The organism is Massilia phyllosphaerae (assembly GCF_034659755.1).
Taxonomy (GTDB): Bacteria; Pseudomonadota; Gammaproteobacteria; order Burkholderiales; family Burkholderiaceae_D; genus Telluria; species Telluria phyllosphaerae.
Map to the genome: position 1 here is coordinate 269,644 of NZ_JAXSQX010000002.1, position 24,543 is coordinate 294,186.

Here is a 24,543-nt window from a genome sequence, read left to right on the forward strand (position 1 = left end):
CTACTCGCGGATCAGCTGGTAGCCGAGACGGTAGACGGTCTGCAGGCAGGAGCGGCCGTCGGACAGGGTGCCCAGCTTGTGGCGCAGGCTGCTCAGGTGGACGTCGATGTTGCGGTCGAAGCGCGCCAGCGGCCGCCCCAGGCCCTGCTCGGACAGGTCGTTCTTGCTGACCGGGCGCCCGGCATTGCGCGCCAGGACTTCGAGCAGGTTGAATTCGGTGCTGGTGAGTTCCAGCACGCTGCCGTCCCAGGTGGCGCGGCGCTGCTCGGGCAGCATGGTGAGCTTGCCGACCGTGAGCGTGATGCCGGGGCCGTCATTGGGCGAGCCCTGGGTGCGGCGCAGGATGGCGCGCACGCGCGCCGTCAGTTCGCGCGGCGTGCAGGGCTTGGCCACGTAGTCGTCGGCCCCTAGCTCGAGGCCGAGGATGCGGTCTGCGTCGTCGCCGCGGCCGGTCAGCATCAGCACCGGCATGCGGCTGGCGGCGCGGATGCGGCGCAGGGTGTCGATGCCGTTCATGCGCGGCATCATCACATCGAGGATGGCAATCGCGTACTGGCCGGACAGGGCTTCACGGGCACCGGTTTCGCCATCATGCGCACATGCCACGCGGAAACCTTCCTGCTCCAGGTATTCCGTGAACATCCCGACCAGTTCGGTATCGTCGTCAATTAACAGCACTTGGTTCATGCTCGCATCTTAGCAAACCCGAGGCCCGCGGCGGCGCTGCCGGGCTTGTCTTTACCCCAATTTACACAGGGCTAACACTAATTAACAAGGCGCACGATGAGAATGGCATTCCTGAATCAACAAGGATGTGGAACATGACATTTTCTCGCCGTTTTACCCGTCATTCAGCGGCAGCGCTGCTGGCCGCCTGCATTGCCGCCACCGGCGCCGAACCCGCTCTTGCGGCCGGCCAGGCCGATGCGCCAGCGGGTGCCGCACCGGGTGCCGCACCGGGTGCCGATGGCGCCGCCAGCCAGGGGCAGCGTGGCGGCCGCGCACCCGGCGCGGGCGCGGAACGCGGTTTCGCCGATCAAAGTTCCGGTGATCAAAGTTTCGCTGATCAAGGTTTCGGTAAATCCAGGCCCGGTGTACCGGGCCTGGATGGGCCGACCCCTGCAGGGCCGCCGCACGACGGTCCCCCACACGACGGTCCCCCACATGAAGGCCCACCCCATGGTCCGGGCGGTTTCGGCCCGTTCGGGCACCTGCATCGCCTGCGCCTGAGCGAAGCCCAGCAAGACCAGCTGTTCGCGATCATGCATGCCGCCGCGCCCCGGCAGCGCACGCAGGCAAAGGCGGAACGCAAGGCGCACGAAGCGCTGCGCACCCTCGGTGCCGCGCCGCAGTTCGACGAAGCCCGCGCCATTGCCGCGGCGCGTGAACTCGGCCAGGCGATTGCCGACGGCGCGCTGCTGCGCGCCCGCCTCGAATCGCAGGTGCTGGCGGTGCTAACGCCCGAGCAGCGCCAGCAACTGCGCCGGGAGCGCCCGCCGGGCCCGCCGGACCATCCATGAACGCGACAGTTGACAGAGATAGTAAACAGTGGGAGAGATGGGCTAAACAGCAACGCAGGTGGTAGTGTTTTTCCTCTAATCCGGCCACAGCGAGTACGATCGCGTTTCGTAAAGACATTACAATAAGCGCCGATTTCGCTTAGCTTGCCGCCATGACCAAACCACTACTCCACTTCACGCACGGAAACAGTTATCCGGCGGGTTCGTACGTGAAGCTGCTCGAAGACCTGGGGTGTGATTACGAAGTGCGGGTCACGCCGATGCTCGGCCACGATCCACGCTTCCCGGTGGGCGACAACTGGCACACGCTGGTCGACGAACTCATCGTGCAGCTGGAGCGCTACGACGGGCCGGCGATCCTGGTCGGCCACTCGCTCGGCGGCGTCGTCAGCATGCTGGCGGCATGGCGCCGTCCAGAGCTTGCCCGCTGCGTGGTGATGCTGGATTCGCCGGTGGTGGCCGGCTGGCGCGCGCTGGTCTGGCGCCTGGCCAAGGCCTTCGGGCTGGGACGCCGGCTGTCGCCGGGCAGCGTGGCCGAACGGCGCCGCACTACCTGGCCGTCGCCAGAAGCGGCGTACGATCACTTCCACGCCAAGCCGCTGTTCCGTGCCTGGGCGCCGGGGACCCTCGAAGATTACCTGCAGCACGGTCTCAAGCCGCATCCGGAGGGTGTGCAGTTGCGCTTTTCGCGCGAGATCGAAGCCGACATCTACGCCACGCTTCCGCACGACATGGGGCGTGTGCTGCGCCAGCCGTTCCCGGTGCCGGTCGGCCTGATCGCCGGCACCGAGTCCGAAGAGCTGCGCCAGGCCGGCATGGGTGCCACCCGCAAGCTGGTCGGCCGCAACCTGGTCATGATCGAGGGCAGCCACATGTACCCGATGGAATCGCCGCAGATGACGGCGCAGCTCACGCGCGAAATGGTCAGGCGCCTGCTGGCCGGTGATCGCGGCTACCCGGCCGGCAAGGCCGGACCCAAAGGCGGCGGCGACCGCGCGCCGGTTTTCGCGTAGAATCGCGGGTTTATGATTTCCCAACTTCCCTGAGCCAGCGATGACTATCAAGAGCGACAAATGGATACGCCGGATGGCGGAACAGACCGGCATGATCGAGCCGTTTTCGCCCAACCAGGTGCGCGAGGCCGACGGCCGCAAGATCATTTCCTGGGGCACCTCGTCCTACGGTTACGATATCCGCTGCGCCGACGAATTCAAGGTGTTCACCAACATCAACAGCACCATCGTCGACCCCAAGAATTTCGATTCGAACTCCTTCGTCGACATCAAGAGCGACGTCTGCATCATCCCGCCGAACTCGTTCGCGCTGGCGCGCACCATCGAGTACTTCCGCATCCCGCGCAACGTGCTGACGGTCTGCCTGGGCAAGTCGACCTACGCGCGCTGCGGCATCATCGTCAACGTCACCCCGTTCGAACCGGAATGGGAAGGCTATGTGACGCTCGAATTCTCGAACACCACGCCGCTCCCGGCCAAGATCTACGCCGGCGAAGGCTGCGCGCAGGTGCTGTTCTTCGAGAGCGACGAAGTGTGCGAAACCTCGTACAAGGACCGCGGCGGCAAGTACCAGGGCCAGCATGGCGTGACGCTGCCGAAAACCTGACGCGCTGTGCGGCGCCGCGCCACCCGCAGCATCGAGAGGGACTGCGGTCCCTCTTTTTTCGTCAGCCCATCGCGCGCCGTCCGTTCGGATTGCTGCGCCGGTCCTCGATGTGCCGGTGCTCGACGCCGGTATAGCCGACCCGGCTGCGCGTGCCCTGGGTGCCGAGCGAAAGACTGCCGGTGAGGGCGCCGCTCCTGCGGTTGCGCTCATAGATCTGGCGCACGATCATGCCGGCGGTATCGCGCCCGCCGAGGCCAAAGGACAGGCTCAGCGCCAGGGCCAGCGCGCCGACCACGGCCATGAACAGGATGGTCACCAGCGAGCTGGCGATGCCGACCTGGTTGACGGCGACCAGGATGGTGAAGGCCCAGACCGCCCACCTGGCGGCGGTGCCCAGCACCTCGTGGCTGTTCATGCAGCTGCGTGCGGCCGCCCGCCGCACCAGGTCGCCCAGCGCGTTGGCGGCGATGCCGCCGATCACCAGCACCACCAGCGCCACCGCCAGGTTCGGCAGCCACAGCAGCAGCTGCTGCAGCACCTGCGACACGGCCGGTACGCCGAGCGCATCGAAGGCGGCTACCAGCACGATCAGGCGCACGAACCACTTGGCGATCAAGCCGAGCATGCCCGACGGTTCGCGCTGCACGGTGCGCGCCATCCCGGCCAGGCCGGCGCGGTCGGCGAAGCCGTCGAAGTGGACCGCGCGCAGGATGGCGACCAGCAGTTTTTCGACGAGCGAGGCGACCAGCCAGCCGATCCCGAGGATGACCAGGAAGCCGAGTACGCGCGGCACGGCGGCGAACAGCAGGGACATCGCGGACGACAGCGATGCCATCAGGGAATTACCCCAACTGGTGATGTGCGGGTCCATTGTGTCCTCCGTGGGCGCGTGGGTGGCGACTGGAGGTTCGACCAGAGGGCGGCCGAGGGATTCGGAGGCGAGGGGATGGGGCTTGTGGGGCTTGCGCGGCGTCAAAAGAAACCGGCTTAGGACACTGGCCATGAAACGTCGCCCCTGCGAACGCAGGGGCCCAAGTACGACGCGACACGCCGACCCACGCAGAACTTGGACCCCTGCCTGCGCAGGGGCGACGGTGGCTGAGCGAAGGGCGTCGTGAATCAGTCCTGCTTCACGCAATCCACGAAATACCCCAGCTTGCCATCGATCTCGCGCTTGACCAGGCCGTGCACGTCGGTCTCGAAGCCCGGGAAGCGCTCGTTGAAGTCGCGTGCGAAGCGCAGGTAGTCGACAATGGTCCGGTTGAAGCGCTCGCCCGGGATCAGGAGCGGGATGCCCGGCGGGTACGGCGTCAGCAGGATGGCGGTGATGCGGCCTTCCAGCTCCTCGATCGCCACGCGCTCGATCTCGCGGTGCGCCATCTTGGCAAAGGCGTCCGACGGTTTCATCGCCGGGATCATGTCCGACAAATACATCTCGGTGGTCAGGCGTGCCACGTCGCGCGACTTGTAGAAGTCGTGGATCTGCTGGCACAGGTCGCGCAGGCCCCAGGTCTCGTAGCGCGGATTGGCGGCCGTGAATTCCGGCATGATGCGCCACATCGGCTGGTTGCGGTCGTAGTCGTCCTTGAACTGCTGCAGGGCGGTGACCAGCGTGTTCCAGCGGCCCTTGGTGATGCCGATCGTGAACAGGATGAAGAACGAGTACAGGCCGCACTTCTCGATGATCACGCCGTGCTCGGCCAGGTACTTGGTCACGATCGAGGCCGGAATGCCGGAGTCGCCGAAGGTGCCGTCCAGCGCCAGGCCCGGGGTCACCACGGTGGCCTTGATCGGGTCCAGCATGTTGAAGCCCTCGGCCAGGTGGCCGAAGCCGTGCCAGGTGTCTTCGGCGTGGATCAGCCAGTCGGCCTGGGTGCCGATGCCTTCCTCGCTGGTGACTTGCGGGCCCCAGACCTTGAACCACCAGTCGTCGCCGATTTCCTCGTCAACCTTTTGCATCGCGCGGCGGAAGTCGAGCGCTTCATAGATCGATTCCTCGACCAGCGCGGTGCCGCCCGGCGCTTCCATCATGGCCGCGGCGACGTCGCACGAGGCGATGATCGAGTACTGCGGCGAAGTCGAGGTGTGCATCAGGTAGGCTTCGTTGAAGGCGTCCTGGTCCAGCTTGACCGTTTCCGACTCGCGCACCAGCACCTGCGAAGCCTGCGACAGGCCGGCCAGCAGCTTGTGCGTCGACTGGGTCGAGAAGATCATCGATTCCTTGGCGCGCGGGCGGTCGCGGCCGATCGCGTGCATGTTCTTGTAGAAGTCGTGGAAGGTCGCGTGCGGGATCCAGGCTTCGTCGAAGTGCAGGGTGTCGATCTTGCCGTCCAGGAGTTCGCGCAGGACTTCGACGTTGTAGACCACGCCGTCGTAGGTCGACTGGGTGATGGTCAGGATGCGCGGCTTCTTGTTCTTGGCTTCGCGCGCGAACGGATTCGCTTCGATCTTGCGCTGGATCGATTCCGGCGTGAATTCGGACAGCGGGATCGGGCCGATGATGCCCAGGTTGTTCCGGGTCGGCATCAGGAACACGGGAATCGCGCCGCACATGATGATCGAGTGCAGGATCGACTTGTGGCAGTTGCGGTCGACCACGACGATGTCGCCCGGCGCCACGGTCGAGTGCCAGACCATCTTGTTCGAGGTCGAGGTGCCGTTGGTGACGAAGTAGCAGTGGTCGGCGTTGTAGATGCGCGCGGCGTTGCGCTCGGACTTGGCCACCGGGCCGGTGTGGTCGAGCAGCTGGCCCAGTTCTTCCACGGCGTTGCAGACGTCGGCGCGCAGCATGTTCTCGCCGAAGAACTGGTGGAACATCTGGCCGATCGGCGACTTCAGGAAGGCGACGCCGCCCGAGTGGCCCGGGCAGTGCCACGAGTACGAACCGTCGTTGGCGTAGTTGACCAGCGCGCGGAAGAAGGGCGGCGCCAGGCTGTCCAGGTAGGCCTTGGCTTCGCGGATGATGTGGCGCGCGACGAATTCCGGCGTGTCCTCGAACATGTGGATAAAGCCGTGCAGCTCCTTCAGGATGTCGTTCGGGATGTGGCGGCTGGTGCGGGTCTCGCCGTAGATGTAGATCGGGATGTCCGAGTTCTTGTGGCGGATTTCCTGCACGAAGGCGCGCAGGGCGGTCAGCGCGAAGTTGGTTTCCTCGACCGTGCCGCTGCCGAATTCCTCATCGTCGATGGACAGCACGAAGGCCGAGGCGCGCGACTGCTGCTGGGCGAACTGGGACAGGTCGCCATAGCTCGTCAGTCCCAGCACTTCCATGCCTTCTTTTTCCATCGCGGCGGCAAGCGCGCGAATGCCGAGGCCCGAGGTGTTCTCGGAACGGAAATCCTCGTCAATGATGACGATAGGGAAACGAAATTTCATCGACAGCTCCAAAGCGAAGCGCCGCGCACGCCGTCTTCCCGGTAGGGGAAGGCGGCCGGGCACGGCACCGAAAAAAATAAGAAGCGGATTTTCGCAGAAATGCGCGCTTGTTGGTGAAAAAGTTATGGCCTTGCAGCCAACCGGTACCTGCGCCAGCCTAACGGCCTTTGGCGATCGGCGGCGCACTCTTGTCGAGCATGGCGCAATGCGCATCGGGTTTCGGCGTACTTAGGTTAATCGGCTAACGGAAGCGGACGCGGCAGGCCAATAAGCTGGAGTCCTGTCCTGCACCGCAGAACCGCGCATTGCACAACTGTTTTCGATCTGAGGCCACCATGAGCACCGTCCGCGTCGCATTCCAGAGCAAAGTCGCCACCAGCCCCGAAGAACTGTGGGACTGGAGCACCTCGGTACGCGGCGTCGACGCCGAGATGGCGCCGGTGCTGAAGCTCGACTTCCCAAAGGGAATGACCCATATCCCGCGCGACGGCAGCGGCCTTGGCAAGCCGCTGGGCAAGTGCAAGTTCCTGTTGTTCGGCATCCTGCCGGTCGATCTGTCGCGCCTGACCTTTGTCGAGGTCGAGCCGGGGCGGCGTTTCGTCGAGCAGTCGCCGCTGCTGTCGATGAAATCCTGGCGCCACGAACGCACCATCGCGCCGGGGCCGGACGGCACCGAGGTGGTCGACCGGCTCGAATTCACGCCGCGCTTCGCACCGAAGATGGTGACCTGGTTCATCTCCAAATTCTTCCAGCACCGCCACGACGTGCTCAGGCGCGTGTTCCGCGAACGCCGCGCGACGGCGCGCCCGCAGGTCGCGCACCCGGCCTGAGCGCGGGTGGCGGCGCTGCCGCTCAGTTCGCCGCTCAGTGCGCCGCCGAGTGTCCCGCTTCGTGCGTGGCCGGGCCTGACGCCATCAGTGCGCCGATCGGATCGATGTGCAGGCCGGCGAAGGCGCCCAGCACGAAACCGATGACGGCGACCACATAGGTCACGCGCAGCAGCCAGCGCCGCCGCGTCAGCAGCACGATCGCCGCCAGCGAGATCGCGATCTGCTCGGCGGTGGTGGCCAGCGCCCACTGGTGGTGGCTGTGCAGCGCGCGTTCCGACTTGGCATTCCAGACGTCCGACTCGTGCTCGTACTTCTCGGCTTCCTTCTTGATGCCGCCCTTTTCGCCCTCGTAGCGCGCGACGTCAGCCTTGTATTTGGCGGCATCCACGCCCGGCAGCGACGCGGCCAGTTCGGCCAGGTTCTGCTTGTTCGACTTGGCCTGGTAATAATTCCAGGAATTGGCCGCGGTGGTCTTGGCGATCGCCGCGTTGTTCTTGAAGAGGGCGGCGTCGTTCTGGGTGGCGCCGCCGAGGTAGCCGAACAGCGCGCCGACCGTGGCCAGCACCGCGGTCATCACCGCGATATTGTTGGAAAAGCTGTCGCCGTGGCCGCCGCCCTGGGCGACGTGTTCGACCGCGTGGTCGTGCGGTCCGTGTACGTGAAATCCGTGTCCTGACATGCTGCTGGTACTTGTATCGTTATGTGGTGCGTTCGTAGGTGACGAACGAGAAGTCGAGATCGCCCTCGGCCGCGTGCTGCGGCTCGCGCGCGGTCGCGGTCCAGCGGCCGGCGTCGATCTCGGGGAAGAAGGTGTCGCAAGGGTAGACCTTGTCGATGTGGGTGACGATCATGCGGTCGGCCACCTCCATCGCAGCGGCGAAGATCTGGGCGCCGCCGATGATGCTGGCCGCGTCCTCGCCCACCATCGCGATCGCCTCCTCGAGCGAGTGGGCGACCTCGACGCCTTCATGCGTCCATCCGGCGTTGCGCGTGACGACGATGTTGCGGCGCTTGGGCAGCGGGCGGCCGATCGAATCGAAGGTCTTGCGGCCCATGATGATCGGCTTGCCGAGCGTGACGCGCTTGAAGTGCGCCAGGTCTTCCGGCAGGTGCCAGGGCAGCTGGTTGTCGACGCCGATGCCGCGCGCGGCGTCCATCGCGACCACGAGTGTCAGTTGTGTTGCCATATTCAATCTCCGGGTGGAGCGGCATTCTAACAGCTGATGTCAGTCGGCGTCCTGCAGCGGGAAGCGCACGTGCACGTCGAGGCCGCCCTGGGGCGCATCGCCGAGCGCGATCCGGGCGCCCAGGCGGGCGGCGATGGTGCCGGTGATCGCCAGGCCGAGGCCGGAGCCGATCTGGCCGTTGCCGAGCACGCGGTAAAAGGCGTCGAACACGCGCGCGCGCTCGGCCGCCGGGATGCCGGGACCGCTATCCTCGACGTGCAGGTCGGCCCAGGCACCATCCGGGCCGTTGTCGACGTCGACCCGGATGTCGACCCGGCCGCCCGGCGGCGTGTAGCGGATCGCGTTGTCGATCAAGTTCTTGACCAGGGTCTTGAGGTCGACCAGCGGCCCGGCCACCAGCGGATCGGCGTCGCCGACCACGCCGAGGTCGATTCCCTTGGCTTCGGCCAGCGGCACCAGGTCTTCCAGGCATTCCAGGATCGCGCGCTTGAGCGGCACCGCGCCGCCGTCGCCGCTCTCGCCGGCAGCCGCTTCCTGGGTGCGCGCCAGCGTCAGCAGCTGGTCGAGCAGGATGCGGGTGCGGCCGATGCCGGCCGACAGCGCGTCCAGGCGGGTGCGCGCCTCGGGCGACATCTCGCTTGCCGCCAGGCGCTCGGCCTGCAGCGACATCGCCGTCATCGGCGAGCGCAGCTCGTGGGCGGCGTCGGCGATGAAGCGGCGCTGGCGCGCCATGGTGCGCGCGGTGCGGGCGAGCAGGCGGTTGATCTCGGCGACGAAGGGCCAGACTTCCGACGGCAGCGCGCTGCGGTCGAGCGCCCCGGTCTCGTGTTCCTGGCGCGCACCCAGCTGCGCGGTGAGCGTGCGCAGCGGCCTGAACATCAGGCGCACCAAGATCGTCACCAGCAGTGCCAGCAGCGGCGCCAGGACCAGCAGCGGCAGCACGGTGCGGCCGGCGTCGGCGCGCGCGATGGCGTCGCGCATCGCGGTCTGCTGGGCCACCGCGGCGCGGATGCCCTTGGCATTGGTGCGCACGTACACGCGCCACTGTTCGCCGCCGCTGTCGACGGTCTGCAGGCCGTCGGCCAGGTCGTCGGAGAAGCAGGGTGGCGGCCCGTGGCACAGGATCGGGCGGCCGCCTTCGCCCGCGATGAAGCGCAGCACGATGCGGGCGTCGAAATCGATGTCGCCGGCGCGTGCGCGCGCCTGCGGCGAAGCCGGCACGGCATCGAGCTTGCCGATGATGTAGCCGATCTGGCGCAGCTGCACGTCCTGCAGGCGGTGCGCATCGGCGGTGGCGGCGACGTACGAGTAGGCGCCCGCGGCAAAGGCGCCGAGCAGGATCGTGGCCGAGATCCAGGCCGACAGCCGGAACCGCAGCGACGAGGCTAGCGGGCCTTCGCGACCATCCATCCCACGCCCCTGACGTTCTTGATGACCTCGCTGCCCAGCTTCTTGCGCAGCGCGTGGATCAGGAATTCGATCGCATTGCTTTCGACTTCCTCGTTCCAGCCGTACACGCGGTGCTCGAGTTCGGCGCGCGACAGGATCGCGCCGGGGCGCACCAGCAGCGCCTGCAGCAGCGAGAACTCGCGCGCGGTCAGGCGCACGGCTTGCGCATCGCCGCTCTTCGCTTCATGGGTGACCGGGTCCAGTTCGACGATGCCGTTCCCCAGCCGCAGCGCGCCGCCGTTGCCGCCGCCATCCCGGCGCCGCACCAGCGCGCGCATGCGCGCCAGCAGCTCGCTCATCGCGAACGGCTTCACCAGGTAGTCGTCGGCGCCTTCGTCGAGGCCGGCAACGCGGTCTTCGGTGGCTTCGCGCGCGCTCAGCACCAGCACCGGCACGTCGTTGCGCGCCGCGCGGATCGCGCGCAGCACGCTCATGCCGTCGGTGCGCGGCAGGTTGAGGTCGAGCAGCACCATCTCGTAGTGCAGGGTCTGCAGCGTGGACAGCGCGCTCTCGCCGTCGCACACCCAGTCGGCGGCGTAGCTGGCGTCGCGCAGCGCCGATTGCACCACGCTGCCGATCATCGGGTCGTCTTCGACCAGTAATACTCTCATCCCGGCATGCTCCCGTTCCTGGCCGGCGCGTCGAACATCTCGGCGGCCACGCGCGCCAGGTCGTTCATGCCGGCGCCGGCCGCCATGTGCGCGTTCAGCCAGCCGGCCTGGCCGCCGTCGCGCAGCAGTTCGTCGATCAATACGCAGGCCGCCGGGAAATCGGGATCCTCGGAGCGCGCGGCCAGGCGCGCCAGGTCGGCGCGCACCACCTGCTCGACCGGACGGGCGATGCCGCTCTCGGGGTCGATCCAGCTGGCGTGCACGCCATCCTTGGCCGCGTTGAAGCGGTTCCAGGTGTAGACGTCGCGCGAGCCCTCGGCCGGCCAGGTGCCGGGCTGCGCGGCGACCTCGATGCACAGCTCGCGCGCGTAGCAGGCCAGCGCCGCCGCGTGCGACGGGTGGAGCGGCGTGTCCAGCACGCGCAGCTCGATGGTGCCGTATTCCGGCTTGGGGCGCACGTCCCAGTAGAAGTCCTTGATGCTGTTGACGATGCCGTGCGCGGCCAGGCGCGCGAAGTGGGCCGCGAACTGGTCCCAGCTGCGGATGTCGGGCGGCATGGTGCCGCTCATCGGGAAAGCGCCGACCACGTTGCTGCGCGCGCTGCAAAAGCCCGAGTCCTCGCCCTGCCAGCACGGCGAACTGGCCGACAGCGCGATGAACAGCGGCGCGCGCTGGGTCAGCCAGGCGCCCACGCGCACGGCTTCGTCGGCGCTCGGCATCCCGATGTGCACGTGCATGCCGAACACGGTGAACATCTTGGCCAGGTAGCCGTACTTGCGCGCCGATTCGCGGTAGCGGTCCTTCGGGTAGATGCGCTGCTCGTTCCATTTCTGGAAGGGATGGGCGCCGCCGCCTGAGATCGCCGCGCCGACCGCGAAGGCGGCGTGCTGGACGCTGGTACGGATTTCCTCCAGCTGCCCGGCGGCGGCGCGGAAACCGGTCAAGACCGAGGTGGCGACTTCCAGCATCGAGGTGGTGATTTCCGGCGTCGCGACCCAGTCCTTTTCCTGCCTGTCGAGCAGCAGCAGGATGTCCGGCGCCGCCGGCAGCAGGTCGTGGGTCAGGCGGTCGAGCACCATCAGCTCGAGTTCGATGCCCATTGTGCCCAGCTGCGAGCGGGCGAACGGCGGCAGGAAGGCGGGGCCCTGGCCGGCGACGGCGCGGGCCTGGGCGTCATCTATCGTGGTCGTCATGCTTCGTTCCCTTCATGTGTTTCAGCGGCCAGGCGCAGGCCGGCCCAGGTGACCGCCGGCGCGACCAGCACGTTCAGTGCCAGCAAGGCCTGCATCAGGCGGTGTGCGGTGTCGCTCAGGTAGGCCGCATTCGAAATCGAGCTGTCCACCACCAGCGTGCTGAAGCTGACCAGCGAGCAGGCGGCCAGCGCGATCGCGTGCTTCTTGCGCCCGCTCCAGGCTTGCCCGGGCACCAGCGCCAGCCGGGTCAGGGCGATGCGCGCGCCGAACACCAGCAGCGCCGCCAGCAGGACCGACCAGTGCAGCACCTGCTGGAACTGCACCAGCGCCGCCGACATCATGAACAGCAGCGCGTAGCCGATGTCCTGCACGGTCTTGATCTGGGCCTGGAACACGTTGTCGCGCTTTTCGGCGTTGCGCAGCAGGAGGCCCATCAGCAGCAGCGACAGCAGCGCGCTCGACGAAGTCACCGAGCACAGGCCGAGATCCATCATCAGCGTCGCCAGCAGGATACCCGGTCGCAGGCCGGCCTGGGCGCTCGACAGGCGTGCGGCGACGGTGTAGACGGCGTAGCACGCCAGCGCGATGCCGGCGCCCTGCAGCAGCTTGCCGCCCTGCAGCAGCAACTGCTCGGCGAAGGGTGCTTCCTGCACCACGCCGTGGCTGCGCAGCCAGGCCAGCGACACCGACAGCGCGACCAGCGCCACCAGGTGGCTCAGGCCGACCGTATTCGCGGCGGCGTAGGTGGCCACGCCGCTGGCATGGTTGTCGGCCACCATCGAGGTGAACACGACCGGATTCACGGCGACCAGGATCGCGGCGATGAAGGCCGCCTCGGCCCAGGCCAGGCCGAACACGCGCAGCAGCACCAGGGTGCCGGCGCCGCGCAGCACGCAGCCGAGCGCCAGCGAGGCGCCCTGGGCGCGGCTGCGCCACAGCCAGGCCAGGTCGGTCTTGCGCCCGGCCTCGAACAGCACCAGCGCCGAAGCGGCGTTGAGCAGCTCCTGGAAATAGGTCAGCAGGGCGCCGTCGACCACCTTCAAGCCGCTCACGCCCAGGATCAGGCCGGCCACCACGGCGCCGTACAGCCGCGGCACGCCACGCTTCTGCAGCAGCACGCCGATCACCTGCGACAGCAGCAGGCCGGCGCCGATGATGGCCAGCGGCGAGAACAGGAACAGCGGCAGTCCGCCGCTTTCCTCATTCATGGCGCACCGCCCATTGCACGGCGAGTGCTTCGAGTTCGTGTTCGACGGCTTGCCGGGCCCTGGCGACCGGCGCCGCCTCCGGATGCGCGCCCAGGCCCGGCGCCAGGCGCGTGCGCATGCGCACGCGGACGGCGCGGCCATCGCCCCTGGCCGGCATCCACAGCTGGCTGTTCAGGTCGTCGCCGTCGAGCCAGGTGGCGAGATACTTGGCGCCGGCCGCGGGAACCGCCGGCAGGGCCAGCAGCTTGAACGGCGTCAGCCATACGGCGTTCGGGAACTGGCGGCTCAGCTGCAGGTGGCTCGCCGCGCGCTGTTCGAGGCGGCTGTCGGCGGCGCTGTAGGACAGCGGCAGCGCCGACTGGCCCGGCAGCGGGTTGCTCAGCCCGATGCATATGCCGCCCGCATCCATGGCCATGCCGTCGCTGCCGAGTTCACCGGCACGGCCGCCCAGCACCGCGGCAAAGACGGCCTGCAGGCGTGCGGTGTCGGGGGCGACGGCGGCGCTCTGCGGTGCGCTGGCGCCGCCGGCGCGGGTGGCGGCATCGACGAGGGCTTGCCAGCGGCCCTGCTGCCAGCGGCGCGTGGCGGGCCGCGGGTTCGGGTCCCAGCGCCACTCGGTGGCCGCCCACTGGCCGCCGCGCTCGCGCCGCACCAGCAGCAGGCGGCGCTGTTCGCCGATGGCGAGCAGGGTGGCGTGACTATTCCAGTTGGCGTGCCAGACGCTGCGCACGGCTTGCGGCGGCAGCGCCGACTGGGCCCAGGCCCACCAGCGCGCCGGATGGCCGATGCAGGACGCAGCCGCATCGCCGGACCAGGTCCAGCTGCGCCGGCTCAAGCGGTTTTGCCAGGCGCAGCTGGCGTCGCCGGCGGCGATGCCCGGCAGGTTCGGCAGGGCCGACGGCGTCGCGCAGGTCCATGGACGCTGCTGGGCCAGCAGGTGGAAATCCGCCAGGACGTCGGCGGCCGCGGTGGCCTTGGGCGCTTTTGGCGCCGCCTGGGCATGGCCGGCGCACAGGACGCCCAGCACGCCGGCAGCCAGGGTGACGGTGCGTGCGGCGCCCAGCGTGCGGCCGGAAGCGTGGTTCAGCTTGGTCAATATTCCCCCATCTCACTAAGTTGCCCAGATTTAACGAGCAATCAGCGGGATGGTAGGGACCAACACTTAGCGCATACTTAGCGAGCCGGCGGCGTCAGATCGCGATCGGCGCCGCGATGTGCGGATGCGGGTCGTAGCCGGCGATCTCGAAATCGTCGAAGCGGTAGTCGAAGATCGACGCCGGCTTGCGCTTGATGATCAGCTGCGGCAGTGGACGCGGCTCGCGCTCGAGCTGCAGGCGGGCCTGCTCCAGGTGGTTCGAATACAGGTGCAGGTCGCCGAAGGAATGCACGATCTCGCCCGGCGCCAGGTCGCACTGCTGGGCCACCATATGGGTCAGGAAGGCCAGGCTGGCGGTGTTGTAGGGCACGCCGATGAAGCAGTCGCCCGAGCGCTGCGTCAGCATGCAGCTCAGTTTGCCGTTGGCGACGTAGAACTGGTACATGACGTGGCAGGGCGGCAGCGCCATGCGCCCGGCGGCGGCATTGTCGTGCGGCTTCATGCGCTCGTCCGGCAGCACGCCGACGTTCCAGGCGTTGATGATGTGGCGGCGGCTGTTGGGGTTCTTGCGCAGGCCCTCGATCAGCGCGCCGACCTGGTCGAACGTCTGGCCGTCGCGGCCTTCCCAGCGGCGCCATTGGGCGCCGTAGACCGGACCGAGTTCGCCTTCCGGCGTCGCCCATTCGTCCCAGATGGTTACGCCATTGTCGTGCAGGTAGCGGATGTTGGTCTCGCCCTGCAGGAACCATAGCAGCTCGTGCAGGATGGAGCGGATGTGCAGCTTCTTGGTGGTCAGCAGCGGGAAGCCGGCGGACAGGTCGTGGCGCACCATGCGCCCGAACACCGAGATCGTGCCGGTGCCGGTGCGGTCGCCTTTTTGTACGCCGTTGTCGAGAATGTCCCGGAGTAGGCCGAGGTATTGTTGGTCCATGCACGCTCCTTCAAATGATGCGCGCATATGATACCTGACTTCAGGACCGCGCCACTGCCGCCGCCAGCAGCGCCACCGCCTCGCGCACCCGGGCGTCGTCGGCGGCCAGCAGGTTGTCGCCCACGTACAGCTCGAAGTAGCTGGAGCCGGGCAGCACCCCGTGGTTGATGCGGTTGAAGAGCCAGATGCCGTGGTCGACGGCCAGCTCCTGGCGGATCGCCAGCGCACGCTCGGCGTCGACCGGCAGGTGGATGTGCAGCATGTTGGCCTGCGGCTGCGCCGGGTTCACCTGCAGCACCGGGTGGGCACGCAGCGCCTCGTACAGGAACCGGGTGCGGCGGAAGTAATCCGGCATCGCCGCCAGGCGCGCGTCGAACTGCATCGCCGCCGCCACGATGTAGGGCGACCGGTGGATCACGTTGCCGCCCTGGCGCCGGAACCACTCGGCGGCACGCACCACGAATTCGCGGCTGCCGGCCAGCATGGCGCCACCGAGGCCGCCGATGCCCTTGTACAGCGAGACGTAGACCGAGTCGAAGCCGGCCGCGATCTCGCTCACGTGGCGACCGTAACCGGCGGCCGCTTCCCACAGCCTGGCGCCGTCCATGTGCAGGTGGATGTCGCTGGCCTTGCAATGCGCCTTGATCGCCTGCAGTTCGTCCCAGTCGGACAGCTGGCCGCCGATCTCGCGCATCGGGATCTCGAGGCCGATGGCGGCCAGGCGGTCAGGAATGCCGGTGATGTCGGCCGCCCGCCAGGGGCGGTTGCGGTCGCCGACCTGCAATGCATCGAAGTGGTCCAGCAACTGGTGATTGGCGCGCTCGTGCACGAAGATGTGTGAGGTCGGATGCAGGGCCACCGGCGCCCGGCCGCGGTCCATCGAGGCCAGGCGCAGCGCCGTCACCTGGGTCATGGTGCCGCTGATGCAGAACACGGCGGCCTCGAAGCCGAGCAGTGCGGCGATCTTGCGCTCGAAGTCCTGGATCAGGGCGCCCTCGCCGTAGATGTCATGGCGCACGCCATTGGCTTCGCACCAGGCGCCCATGGCGGCATACAGTTCGGCGGGCGTGCGGGCGCGATGGCCGGGCAGGATGGTGGTGCAGCGGGCGAGCAGGTCGGTGTCTGGCAAAGGGGGACTCCGGTGGGTGGGCGGGCGGGTGGGCCACACTGTACACCGAAGGGAGGGAGCTGGGGAAGGCAGGGGGGATTGGAGCACCCGCTGCCTAAGCACGTCGCCCCCGCGAAGGCGGAATAGCGCATGTAGCGCTATTCCCCCAAGTTGTACGCGCTGTCGAGACGTCGGCAAACTTGGGCCCCTGCCTGCGCAGGGGCGACGTGCGTATGGTATTGCTTAAAACTGCGTCAGCTGCGGGCGCGCATTGGCCTGTTCCAAAGCAAGCGCCTGGTCCAGCTTGAACAGGCGCACCGCCCGCGCCAGCTGGTCGGCCTGCTCCTGCATCGCCTGCGCCGCGGCGCTGGCTTGCTCGACCAGCGCCGCATTCTGCTGCGTCACTTCGTCCATCTCGCCGATCGAGCGGTTGACGGCTTCGATGCCGCTGCTTTGCGCGCTGCTGGCAGTGCTGATGCGGGTCATGATGGCGGTCACCTGCTCGGTACTGGCCAGCACGTCGTTCATGGTGCTGCCAGCTTCCTGCACCAGGCGGCTGCCGGCGTCGACCTCGTGCGCCGAGGCTTCGATCAGGGACTTGATCTCCTTGGCCGCGGCGGCGCTGCGCTGGGCCAGGCTGCGCACTTCGGTGGCGACCACGGCGAAGCCGCGTCCCTGCTCGCCGGCGCGCGCCGCTTCCACGGCGGCGTTCAGCGCCAGGATGTTGGTCTGGAAGGCGATGCCGTCGATGACGCCGATGATGTCGCTGATCTTGCCCGAGGATTGCTTGATGGTGTCCATGGTGTCGATCACCTGGCGCACCATGCGGCCGCCTTCCTGGGCCACCATCGAGGTATTCAGCGCCAGCTGGTTGGCCTGGCTGGCATCGCCGGCGTTGCGGCGCACGGTCTCGGTCAGGTCCTTCATCGAGTTGGCGGTGGAGGCCAGGCTCACGGCCTGTTCTTCGGTGCGCTGGCACAGGTCCAGGTTGCCGCTCGAAATCTCGGTCGAGGCGTTGGCGATCTGCTCGGCGCCCTGGCGCACCTGGCCGACCACCGAGGACAGGCCGCTGCTGATGTCGTTCATGGCGTCGAGCATCAGCCCGATCTCGTCGCGGCTGCGCACGTCGACGCGGGTGCTCAGGTCGCCCGCGGCGATGCGCACGGCGGCGTCGCGGGCTTCCTTCAGCGGCCGCGTCACGATGCGCTTGATCAGGGCCGCGAGCAGGAAGGCGAATACCGCCAGCGCCGCCAGCCCGATACCCAAGTTGCGGTTGCGCAGCTGGATCGATTCGCGGGTGATCTCGTCCTCGTAGGTGCCGCCGGCGATCAGCCAGTTCCAGTCCTTGAACAGGGTGAAGGCGGTGACTTTCAGGCGCGGCGAGGTCTCGCCGTTTTCCGCATTCTGCCACGGGTACTCGATCGTGCCTTCCTTTTGCGCCAGCATGTCCTGGACGAAGGCGCGGCCGCTGGGGTCGCGGCTGTCGAGGATGTTCTGGCCTTCGCGGGTCGGGTGCACGATGGCGTCGCCCGCGGCCTTGCCCGGCGCGGCGTTCAGCACATAGTAATAGCCGGTCTCGCCGACCTTCATGGAGCGGATCTTGTTCTTCAGCGCGGTAATGTCGCGGTCGACGTCGACGCCGACGTACAGGATGCCGATCACCTTGCCGGCGGCGTCGCGGATCGGTTCGTAGTCCGTCATGAACTGCTTGCTGAACAGCTTGGCCATGCCGATATACGGCTTGCCCTGTTTCAGGGCGGCGTAGGCGGGGCCGCTGCGGTCGAGCGCGGTGCCGACGGCGCGGTCGCCGTTTTCCTTTTTCACCGAGGTGCTGATGCGCACGAAATCGTCGCCCGAGGCGACGAAGATGGTGGCGTTGCCGCCGGTCTGGCGCGTGAAGCGGTCGGGTGCCGTGAAGTCCAGGTTGAGCGGCTTGCCGCCCAGGAGCAGGGTCGGCACGTCCAGCTCGCCGACCTTGACGCTTGCCTGCGGGTCGAGGCTGAATTCGCCGTCCAGGACGGTGGCGAAGATGCGGCCATAGCTGCTGGCCTGGCTCGACATCGCCTGGTTGAACAGCTCGACGGTGTTGACGACACCGTGCAGCTCGGAGTTCATGTTCTCGATGGCGCGCTTGCGCAGCATCGAAGATGTGGTCGAGCTGACGGTGATGACCAGGCCAAGCAGGATCAGGCTGACGAGGGCGAAGGTGAACGCGGTGAGCTTGGTGCCGACGGTCCAGTCCCGGATGCTGAACGATTTGCTTTGCATGGGAGAACGAAAGTACGTGGATAATTTCGCTATGTTACGTCAAGTATCCCAAAGGAAACTAACACTTTAACCGGATTTACCGGTTTAGCGGCATCCACGCAACATCGTGTCGCACATTTAGCGACTTGCCATGTGCCGGTGTAACGACGACGGCTTGCGCTCAGTGCTCGACCTGCACCTGATGGAACTGCAGCGCCGCCAGGTTGGCGTAGATCCCGCCCAGCGCCACCAGCGAGGCGTGGGTGCCGGTTTCCACGATGCGGCCATCTTCCATCACGATGATGCGGTCGGCGCGCTGCACGGTGGCCAGGCGGTGGGCGATGATCAGGGTGGTGCGTCCGACCATCGCCGCTTCCAGGGCACGCTGCACCAGGCGTTCCGACTCGGCGTCGAGGGCGCTGGTGGCTTCGTCGAGCAGCAGCAGCGGCGGATTCTTCAGCAGCGCGCGGGCGATGGCGATACGCTGGCGCTGGCCGCCCGAGAGACGCACGCCGCGCTCGCCCAGGAAGGACGCATAGCCTTCCGGCAGGCGCTCGATGAATTCGTGGGCGGCCGCCAGCCTGGCCGCCGCGATTACCTCCTCATCGGTGGCGCCGGCGCGGCCATAGCGGATGTTTTCCATGGCGCTGCTGGAAAAGATCACCGTATCCTGGGGTACGATGCCGATCGCCCCACGCAGGGTGTGCAGCTCAAGGTCGCGGATGTCGACGCCGTCGAGCAGCACGGCGCCCGACTGCGGATCGTAGAAACGCAGCAGCAGCTGGAACAAGGTGGTCTTGCCGGCGCCGGACGGGCCGACGATGGCCACCGTCTCGCCGGGACGGATATCCAGGTTCAGGTGCGACAGCGCGGCCGACTCGGGGCGCGACGGATAATGGAAGCCGACGTCCGCCAGGCGCAGGGCGGCGCCGCCGGCATGGCGCACCGGGAGCGGCTTGGGTTGCGCCGGATTGCGGATCGGCGAGCGTACCGCCAGCAATTCCATCAGGCGCTCGGTGGCGCCGGCCGCGCGCTGGGCTTCGCCCATCACTTCCGACAGGGCGCCGATCGCACCCGAGACGATCGAGGCGTACAGGATGAACTGGCCGAGGTCGCCGCCGCTCATGGTCCCGGCCAGCACCGCGTGCGCGCCCAGCCACAGCACAAACACGATGGCGCCGAACACCAGCACGATGGCGATCATGGTCAGCAGCGAACGCGCGCGGATGCGGCGCATGGCGGTGGCGAACGCGCCTTCGACCGAGGCGCCGAAGCGGCGCGCCTCGATCTGCTCGTGGGTGAAGGCCTGCACCGTCGGCATCGCGTTGAGGATCTCGCCCGCCATCGCCGAGGCGTCGGCGATGCGGTCCTGCGAGTCGCGCGACAGCTTGCGCACGCGCCGTCCGAACAGCACGATCGGCACCACCACCAGCACCAGCAGGCCCAGGATGATCGAAGTCAGCTTCACGCTGGTCACGAACAGCATCGCCAGGCCGCCGACGAACAGCAGCGTGTTGCGCAGCGCCAGCGAGATGCTGGTGCCGACCACGGTCTGGATCAGCGTGGTGTCGGTGGTCAGGCGCGACAGCACTTCGCCGGTGCGCGTGGTCTCGTAGAACTCGGGGCTCTGCTCGACCACGTGGCGGTAGACCGCTTCGCGGATGTCGGCGGTGACGCGCTCGCCCAGCCAGGACACGGTGTAGAAGCGCGCCGCGGTGGCCACGGCCAGCACGGCGGCCACGCCGAACAGCGCCAGGAAGGTGGCGTTGACGTTCTGGATCGAGCCGCCGGCCGCGCCGGCGCCGGCGGCACCGAAGCCGTGGTCGATCATCTGCTTGAAGGCGTAGGGAATCGCCAGCGTGGCGCCGGCGGCGACCAGCAGCGCGATCCCGGCCAGCACGAACTGGCGGCGGTAGGGCCGCAGGAAGGGCAGCAGCCCGCTCAGGGTGGCGAGCGCGCTCCTGCCTTTGAAGGGCGCTGCGCCGCTGGCGGCATCGCTGGTTTGTCGGTCGGTGGCACGCTTGTTCATGTCGTTCATTTCTTGTTCTTGCAAATACGGGGGAAATACAGTGTGGTTACAGCGCCATGGCGTCGACGTAGCCGGTCAGCTCCAGGTAGCCGCGCCCGGCCGGGCCGCCGTCGCGCTCGACGCGCACCGCGCCTTCCCAGTAGACGGCGCCGGTCGAGCGGCGCGAATCGAGTTCCTGGTCCGGCTGCAACGGCAACAGGCGCCATGTGGTGGCCCCGGTCGTGACCACGGTGCCGACCGGGTAGCTGGCGCCGGTGCGCGGCGACTTCCAGTGCTGCTGCGGCGCGAAGCTGACCTGGCCCGGACCGTACTGGGTGACGTGGCCGGCGCCGTCGCGCACGGCGGCGTGGGCCCAGAGTGTAGCACCGCCGGCGCTGCGGATGCGGAAGGCCATCAGGGCGCCGCCGTCGTCGAGGTTGACACCAGTCCAGTCCCAGCCGGTGGCGCCGGGGTCCAGCACCTGGCTCGACCATTCGTGATCGAGCCAGGCGGTGCCTGTCACGGATGTGGTTTTGCCGGCCCGTGCCACCTGGCCTTCGACCTTCAGCTGCGGTTCGCTGTAATAATAACTGGCGTGCGAGGGGTCCTTGCCCTTGCGCGAAAAACCGTTCTCGCCCTGCGGCAGCAGCGGCTGGGTCGGCGCCAGGCGCAGGGTCAAGGTCAGTTCGCCGGAACGCACCACGACGTCGTAGCGGCCATCGGGCAGCCGCCGCATGTGCCAGTCGTCGAGCTTGACGTCGGTGGTGCCGGTCTTGGCGTAGGCCAGGCCGAAGCCTTCGCGCGCGCTGCGCTGGTCGTGCACCAGGTGGCCGAGCGCGGGATCGGACAGCGCCGCGTGGCCGATGATCAGCTGCTTGGGTGCGAAGGCGCTCGGGTTGGCCGGATCGGTGCTGGTGCGGCTGCGGAAGAAGGTGACCTGGAAGCCGAGCGGCTTGCGCTCCGGGGTCTCGAGCCAGCCCGTGACGTACCACCATTCGGTGCGGTGGCCGGGGTGGGCGCCGAAGTCGCGCGGGAATTGCAGCGCGTGGCCGGGCGTGACCGGGTCATAGACCGGCGGCGCGGCCTGCGCGAGCGCCGCGGCCAGGAACAAGCATACCAACCAGAGCAGGCGCATCACCAGTCCTCCCGTACCGCGCGCACCGGTCCGCCGGAGAGTGCATGGCGCCCCGACACCAGCGCCGTCGCCACCGACGCCGCCAGCAGCGCCGCCGCCACCGACGCCAGCAGTGTCCACGGCAGGTGCAGCTGCATGGTCCAGTGGAAGGACTGCGGATTGACCACGTACACCAGGATCAGGCTGATCAGGAGCCCGAGCGCGAAACCGGTGGCGACGCCCAGCGCCGTCAGGGCGCCGCCTTCGATGGCGAGGATGCCGAGGATCTGGCGCCGCGTCACGCCGACGTGGCGCAGCATGCCGAATTCCTTGGCGCGCGCCAGCGTCTGCGCCGAAAAGGTGGCGGCCACGCCGGACATGCCGATGGCGATCGCGATCGCTTCCAGCAGATAGGTGACGGCGAAGCTGCGGTCGAAGATGCGCAGGCTGGCGCTGCGGATATCGCCCGGCCGCGCCAGCGTCAGGGCGGCGCCGAAGGGCAGGGTGCGCAGCGCGCTTTCGATGCGCTCGACCGGCACGCCCTCCGCCGCCCACAGCGCGGCATCGGTAACGGCGGTGTCGCCGGTGAGGGCGCGGTAGTCGGGCAGGCGCACGATGGCCGAGCCGGACTGGTTGGCGTAGTCGCGCCAGATGCCGGCGATGAAAAAGCTTTGTGCGCGCCCGCCCAGCGGCAGCTGCAGCGCCTGGCCGGGCCGCAGCCGGTACAAGTCGCTCATCGCTTCCGAAATCCACACCGGCCGCGCGCCCGCCGGCAGCGGCGCGCCCGGCCCCACCAGCACCAGCAGGCGGCCCGGGTCGGTGGCGTCGATGTCGCGCGCGATCAGGGTGATGTCGGGCCGGGCCGGATCGATCGACAGCGGCCGCGTGCGGAGGAAAGCCGCGCGCGCCACGCCGGGCGTTTGCGCCAGCGCCGCCTGTTCGCCCGGACCGAAGGCGCCGGTGCTGCCGCCGGTTGCGGTGCGCACGTACAAATCGGCCGGCAGGATGTGCTGGATCCAATCGTCGACCGACACCCGGAAGCTGGCCACCATGATCCCCATCGCCACCATCAGGCTGAAGCTGGCCAGTACGCCGCCCAGCGCGATAGAGGCCTGGCCGGGAGCGTTGGCCAGGCGTGCCAGGGTCAGGGACAGGACCGGCGAGCTTGCGCCGGACTGGCTGCGCCCCATGGCGGCGCGGTTGAGCGTGCGGAACACGGTGGCCGCCAGGCGCGGCATCAGGCCGATGCCGCCGATCAGCAGCAGCGCCACTGAAAAATAGCCGAACAGCGGCAGTTCCAGCACCGGCGGCGCGAAGGCAAAGGCGGCCGCCAGCGCCAGGCACACCATCGACGGCCAGATGCGCGCCAGGCGCTCCAGCGCGGTTTCGTCGTTGCCGGACTTGAGCGCGATCGCCGGCCGCGCGCGCGCCGCTTCCCAGGCCGGCGCCGCGCAGCCGAGCAGGGCCACGCCCAGGCCGAGCGCGAAGAACACCAGCGCCGCCACCGGGGTGAAGCGCACCTGCGGCTTCACGCCCGGAAAGTAGCCGGCGCCGAGGTCGCCGCCGAAGAAATGCAGCGCGGCGGCGGCCAGCGCGTAGCCGCCGAGGATGCCGAGCGCGGCGCCGATCACGCCCAGGCTGGCGCCTTCCAGCAGCACCTGGCGCAGCAGCGCGCGCCGCTCCAGCCCCAGCACGCGCAGCAGCGCGAACTGGCTGCGCCGCCGCAGCACCGACAGCGCCTGGGTCGAGAACACCAGGAAGGCGCCGGTGAACAGCGCCACCAGCGCCAGCACCGTGAGATTCACGCGGTAGGCGCGGCTGAGGTTATTGTTGCGGCTTTCCTGGTCGGCGTCGTTGGGGCGGGCGACCCGGAAGCGTCCCGGGAACTCGCGCTCCAGCTCGGCCGCCAGGGCGCGCTCGAAGGCCGCGCGGTCGACGCCGTCGCGCAGCTTGAGGTCGACCCGGGTCAGGCGCCCGAGCTGGCCAAAGCGCCACTGGGCGGCGCCGATGTCCATCACGGCGATGCGCTGGCCGCTGCGCGCGCGCAGCACCGGCCCGGCCACGCGCAGCGTGAAGTCGCGGGTGCCGGCGCGCAGCGCCAGCAGTTCGCCCTGGCGCTTGCCGAGCCATTCCTGGGCCGCCGGCGACAGGAACAGGGCGTCGTCGGCCAGGATGTCCGAAGGACTTTCCTTGGCCGGTACTCCGGTGAGGTCGGGCGAAATGAAGCCGGCGCGCAGCGGATCGAGGCCGACGATCTTCAGCGCGCCCTTCACGCCGGGCAGGGCGGCGTCGATTTCGAGTACCGGCGAGGCCAGCGCCACGCCCTCGTGCCGGGCCAGGCGCGGATACACCGCTTCGTCGATGCTGGCTTCGCGCCCGAGCACTTGCACGTCGGCCTGGCCGGCGATGCTCTGGATCGCGGCCGAGAATTCGTTGAAGGCGGCGGCATTGATCAGGTGGATGGCGAAGCCCATCGCGACGCCGACCGCGATCGCGACGATGGCCAGCAGGGCGCGCACCGGATGGGCGCGCCATTCGCCGAACAGCAGCCAGCGCTGCAGGGAGCTCGAGACGGGACGGTTCAGGCCGGGCATTCCACCGCCAATGCTTCTGCCTGGCGCCTGGCCTTGCGGCGGGCGGCATCGTGGGCCTTGCCGCCGGCGCGCGCGGCGTCTTCGTCGGCCCACTTGCGGCGCAGGCGCAGCTTGTCGCAGGTCTTGCGGTGCGCCAGGGCGGCGCGGGCGCGCTGCTGGCGGTTGTGTTCGGCGCGCGCCTCTTCCCGGTTTTGCTCGCGGGCTTTTTCCTTTTCGCGGGCAAGGCGCAGTTTTTCGAATTCGACCAGCGTGCGCGCATCGCGCGTGGCGACCGCGCCGGCTTCCGGCGGCGTCACTCCGGCCGCGGGCGGCGGCAGGCGCGTCGACTGGCCTTCGGCGCAGGGCCGGTCGGCGTAGCTGATCTTGCCGCCGGCACTGCATTTATAGACGCCCTGGGCACTGGCTCCGGTCCAGAGCAGGAATAAACTAACTGAGAGAAACAATCGGATCAT

21 protein-coding genes are annotated in these 24,543 nt (G+C 68.3%); 4 read left to right on the forward strand and 17 right to left on the reverse strand.

The window, feature by feature from the left end; all coding sequences use genetic code 11:
- Positions 1–687, reverse strand: a complete 687-nt coding sequence (locus U1H99_RS09390) for a response regulator (RefSeq protein ID WP_323141471.1) — start codon at positions 685–687, stop codon at positions 1–3.
- A gap of 134 nt (positions 688–821) precedes the next feature.
- Here U1H99_RS09390 and U1H99_RS09395 point away from each other — a divergent pair, with 134 nt between their 5' ends.
- From U1H99_RS09395 to dcd, 3 genes are all read left to right on the forward strand, one after another.
- On the forward strand, positions 822–1,520 hold the full coding sequence (locus tag U1H99_RS09395; RefSeq protein ID WP_323141472.1) for a Spy/CpxP family protein refolding chaperone: 699 nt from the start codon (positions 822–824) through the stop codon (positions 1,518–1,520).
- 152 nt (positions 1,521–1,672) lie between these two features.
- A complete protein-coding gene (locus U1H99_RS09400; protein WP_323141473.1) occupies positions 1,673–2,533 on the forward strand; it encodes an alpha/beta hydrolase in 861 nt (286 codons plus the stop codon).
- A gap of 40 nt (positions 2,534–2,573) precedes the next feature.
- Positions 2,574–3,140, forward strand: a complete 567-nt coding sequence (dcd, locus tag U1H99_RS09405; protein ID WP_141829532.1) for a dCTP deaminase — start codon at positions 2,574–2,576, stop codon at positions 3,138–3,140.
- A 61-nt stretch (positions 3,141–3,201) separates the two neighbouring features.
- Here dcd and U1H99_RS09410 read toward each other — a convergent pair whose 3' ends face one another.
- Positions 3,202–4,011 (reverse strand): mechanosensitive ion channel family protein, encoded by an 810-nt coding sequence (locus U1H99_RS09410; protein ID WP_323141474.1) that lies wholly within the window; start codon positions 4,009–4,011, stop codon positions 3,202–3,204.
- Between the two features lie 248 nt (positions 4,012–4,259).
- Positions 4,260–6,515, reverse strand: a complete 2,256-nt coding sequence (locus U1H99_RS09415; RefSeq protein ID WP_323141475.1) for an Orn/Lys/Arg family decarboxylase — start codon at positions 6,513–6,515, stop codon at positions 4,260–4,262.
- Between the two features lie 335 nt (positions 6,516–6,850).
- Between U1H99_RS09415 and U1H99_RS09420 the strand changes: the two genes are divergently transcribed.
- Entirely contained in the window at positions 6,851–7,345 is a 495-nt protein-coding gene (locus U1H99_RS09420) for an Rv1443c family protein (protein ID WP_323141476.1), read from the forward strand.
- A 34-nt stretch (positions 7,346–7,379) separates the two neighbouring features.
- On the opposite strand, the gene U1H99_RS09425 is transcribed toward U1H99_RS09420, so the two are convergent.
- The 14 genes from U1H99_RS09425 to U1H99_RS09490 all read right to left on the reverse strand — a co-directional run bounded on the left by U1H99_RS09425 (position 7,380) and on the right by U1H99_RS09490 (position 24,543).
- Complete coding sequence (locus U1H99_RS09425) at positions 7,380–8,024, reverse strand: DUF4337 domain-containing protein (protein ID WP_323141477.1); 645 nt, start codon at positions 8,022–8,024, stop codon at positions 7,380–7,382.
- A 19-nt stretch (positions 8,025–8,043) separates the two neighbouring features.
- Positions 8,044–8,532: a dihydrofolate reductase gene (locus U1H99_RS09430; protein WP_323141478.1), complete on the reverse strand. Its 489-nt coding sequence runs from the start codon at positions 8,530–8,532 to the stop codon at positions 8,044–8,046.
- A 39-nt stretch (positions 8,533–8,571) separates the two neighbouring features.
- The gene (locus tag U1H99_RS09435) at positions 8,572–9,942 is read right to left on the reverse strand and encodes an ATP-binding protein (protein ID WP_323141479.1); all 1,371 of its coding nucleotides are present in this window, start codon (positions 9,940–9,942) and stop codon (positions 8,572–8,574) included.
- Positions 9,918–10,592 carry a response regulator transcription factor gene (locus tag U1H99_RS09440; protein WP_323141480.1) on the reverse strand — a complete coding sequence of 225 codons (675 nt, stop codon included), beginning with the start codon at positions 10,590–10,592 and terminating at the stop codon, positions 9,918–9,920. Before U1H99_RS09440 ends, U1H99_RS09435 begins: the two co-directional genes overlap by 25 nt.
- On the reverse strand, positions 10,589–11,785 hold the full coding sequence (locus tag U1H99_RS09445) for a YbdK family carboxylate-amine ligase (protein ID WP_323141481.1): 1,197 nt from the start codon (positions 11,783–11,785) through the stop codon (positions 10,589–10,591). Before U1H99_RS09445 ends, U1H99_RS09440 begins: the two co-directional genes overlap by 4 nt.
- Positions 11,782–12,993 carry a cation:proton antiporter domain-containing protein gene (locus U1H99_RS09450; protein WP_323141482.1) on the reverse strand — a complete coding sequence of 404 codons (1,212 nt, stop codon included), beginning with the start codon at positions 12,991–12,993 and terminating at the stop codon, positions 11,782–11,784. The genes U1H99_RS09445 and U1H99_RS09450 overlap by 4 nt, the downstream gene beginning before the upstream one ends.
- Positions 12,986–14,089: a hypothetical protein gene (locus tag U1H99_RS09455; RefSeq protein WP_323141483.1), complete on the reverse strand. Its 1,104-nt coding sequence runs from the start codon at positions 14,087–14,089 to the stop codon at positions 12,986–12,988. Before U1H99_RS09455 ends, U1H99_RS09450 begins: the two co-directional genes overlap by 8 nt.
- Before the next feature lie 94 nt (positions 14,090–14,183).
- On the reverse strand, positions 14,184–15,020 hold the full coding sequence (locus U1H99_RS09460) for a thymidylate synthase (RefSeq protein WP_323141484.1): 837 nt from the start codon (positions 15,018–15,020) through the stop codon (positions 14,184–14,186).
- 40 nt (positions 15,021–15,060) lie between these two features.
- On the reverse strand, positions 15,061–16,149 hold the full coding sequence (locus tag U1H99_RS09465; protein WP_323141485.1) for a threonine aldolase family protein: 1,089 nt from the start codon (positions 16,147–16,149) through the stop codon (positions 15,061–15,063).
- Between the two features lie 222 nt (positions 16,150–16,371).
- Entirely contained in the window at positions 16,372–18,396 is a 2,025-nt protein-coding gene (locus tag U1H99_RS09470) for a methyl-accepting chemotaxis protein (protein ID WP_323141486.1), read from the reverse strand.
- Between the two features lie 160 nt (positions 18,397–18,556).
- Positions 18,557–20,413, reverse strand: coding sequence for an ABC transporter transmembrane domain-containing protein (locus tag U1H99_RS09475; RefSeq protein ID WP_323141487.1), 1,857 nt, complete (start codon positions 20,411–20,413; stop codon positions 18,557–18,559).
- 37 nt (positions 20,414–20,450) lie between these two features.
- Positions 20,451–21,518 carry a lipocalin-like domain-containing protein gene (locus U1H99_RS09480; protein WP_323141488.1) on the reverse strand — a complete coding sequence of 356 codons (1,068 nt, stop codon included), beginning with the start codon at positions 21,516–21,518 and terminating at the stop codon, positions 20,451–20,453.
- Entirely contained in the window at positions 21,518–24,091 is a 2,574-nt protein-coding gene (locus U1H99_RS09485) for an ABC transporter permease (RefSeq protein WP_323141489.1), read from the reverse strand. Before U1H99_RS09485 ends, U1H99_RS09480 begins: the two co-directional genes overlap by 1 nt.
- The gene (locus U1H99_RS09490) at positions 24,079–24,543 is read right to left on the reverse strand and encodes a DUF4124 domain-containing protein (protein ID WP_323141490.1); all 465 of its coding nucleotides are present in this window, start codon (positions 24,541–24,543) and stop codon (positions 24,079–24,081) included. Before U1H99_RS09490 ends, U1H99_RS09485 begins: the two co-directional genes overlap by 13 nt.

Excerpts from the sequence above, each read along its gene's own strand:
- U1H99_RS09410 (WP_323141474.1), bottom strand. The coding sequence starts at position 4,011 with ATGGACCCGCACATCACCAGTTGGGGTAATTCCCTGATGGCATCGCTG.
- U1H99_RS09425 (WP_323141477.1), bottom strand. The coding sequence starts at position 8,024 with ATGTCAGGACACGGATTTCACGTACACGGACCGCACGACCACGCGGTC.
- U1H99_RS09435 (WP_323141479.1), bottom strand. The coding sequence starts at position 9,942 with ATGGATGGTCGCGAAGGCCCGCTAGCCTCGTCGCTGCGGTTCCGGCTG.
- U1H99_RS09440 (WP_323141480.1), bottom strand. The coding sequence starts at position 10,592 with ATGAGAGTATTACTGGTCGAAGACGACCCGATGATCGGCAGCGTGGTG.
- U1H99_RS09485 (WP_323141489.1), bottom strand. The coding sequence starts at position 24,091 with ATGCCCGGCCTGAACCGTCCCGTCTCGAGCTCCCTGCAGCGCTGGCTG.
- U1H99_RS09390 (WP_323141471.1), bottom strand. The coding sequence starts at position 687 with ATGAACCAAGTGCTGTTAATTGACGACGATACCGAACTGGTCGGGATG.
- U1H99_RS09475 (WP_323141487.1), bottom strand. The coding sequence starts at position 20,413 with ATGAACGACATGAACAAGCGTGCCACCGACCGACAAACCAGCGATGCC.
- U1H99_RS09420 (WP_323141476.1), top strand. The coding sequence starts at position 6,851 with ATGAGCACCGTCCGCGTCGCATTCCAGAGCAAAGTCGCCACCAGCCCC.
- dcd (WP_141829532.1), top strand. The coding sequence starts at position 2,574 with ATGACTATCAAGAGCGACAAATGGATACGCCGGATGGCGGAACAGACC.
- U1H99_RS09460 (WP_323141484.1), bottom strand. The coding sequence starts at position 15,020 with ATGGACCAACAATACCTCGGCCTACTCCGGGACATTCTCGACAACGGC.
- U1H99_RS09415 (WP_323141475.1), bottom strand. The coding sequence starts at position 6,515 with ATGAAATTTCGTTTCCCTATCGTCATCATTGACGAGGATTTCCGTTCC.
- U1H99_RS09490 (WP_323141490.1), bottom strand. The coding sequence starts at position 24,543 with ATGATCCGATTGTTTCTCTCAGTTAGTTTATTCCTGCTCTGGACCGGA.
- U1H99_RS09445 (WP_323141481.1), bottom strand. The coding sequence starts at position 11,785 with ATGACGACCACGATAGATGACGCCCAGGCCCGCGCCGTCGCCGGCCAG.
- U1H99_RS09470 (WP_323141486.1), bottom strand. The coding sequence starts at position 18,396 with ATGCAAAGCAAATCGTTCAGCATCCGGGACTGGACCGTCGGCACCAAG.
- U1H99_RS09400 (WP_323141473.1), top strand. The coding sequence starts at position 1,673 with ATGACCAAACCACTACTCCACTTCACGCACGGAAACAGTTATCCGGCG.
- U1H99_RS09480 (WP_323141488.1), bottom strand. The coding sequence starts at position 21,518 with ATGCGCCTGCTCTGGTTGGTATGCTTGTTCCTGGCCGCGGCGCTCGCG.
- U1H99_RS09430 (WP_323141478.1), bottom strand. The coding sequence starts at position 8,532 with ATGGCAACACAACTGACACTCGTGGTCGCGATGGACGCCGCGCGCGGC.
- U1H99_RS09395 (WP_323141472.1), top strand. The coding sequence starts at position 822 with ATGACATTTTCTCGCCGTTTTACCCGTCATTCAGCGGCAGCGCTGCTG.
- U1H99_RS09450 (WP_323141482.1), bottom strand. The coding sequence starts at position 12,993 with ATGAATGAGGAAAGCGGCGGACTGCCGCTGTTCCTGTTCTCGCCGCTG.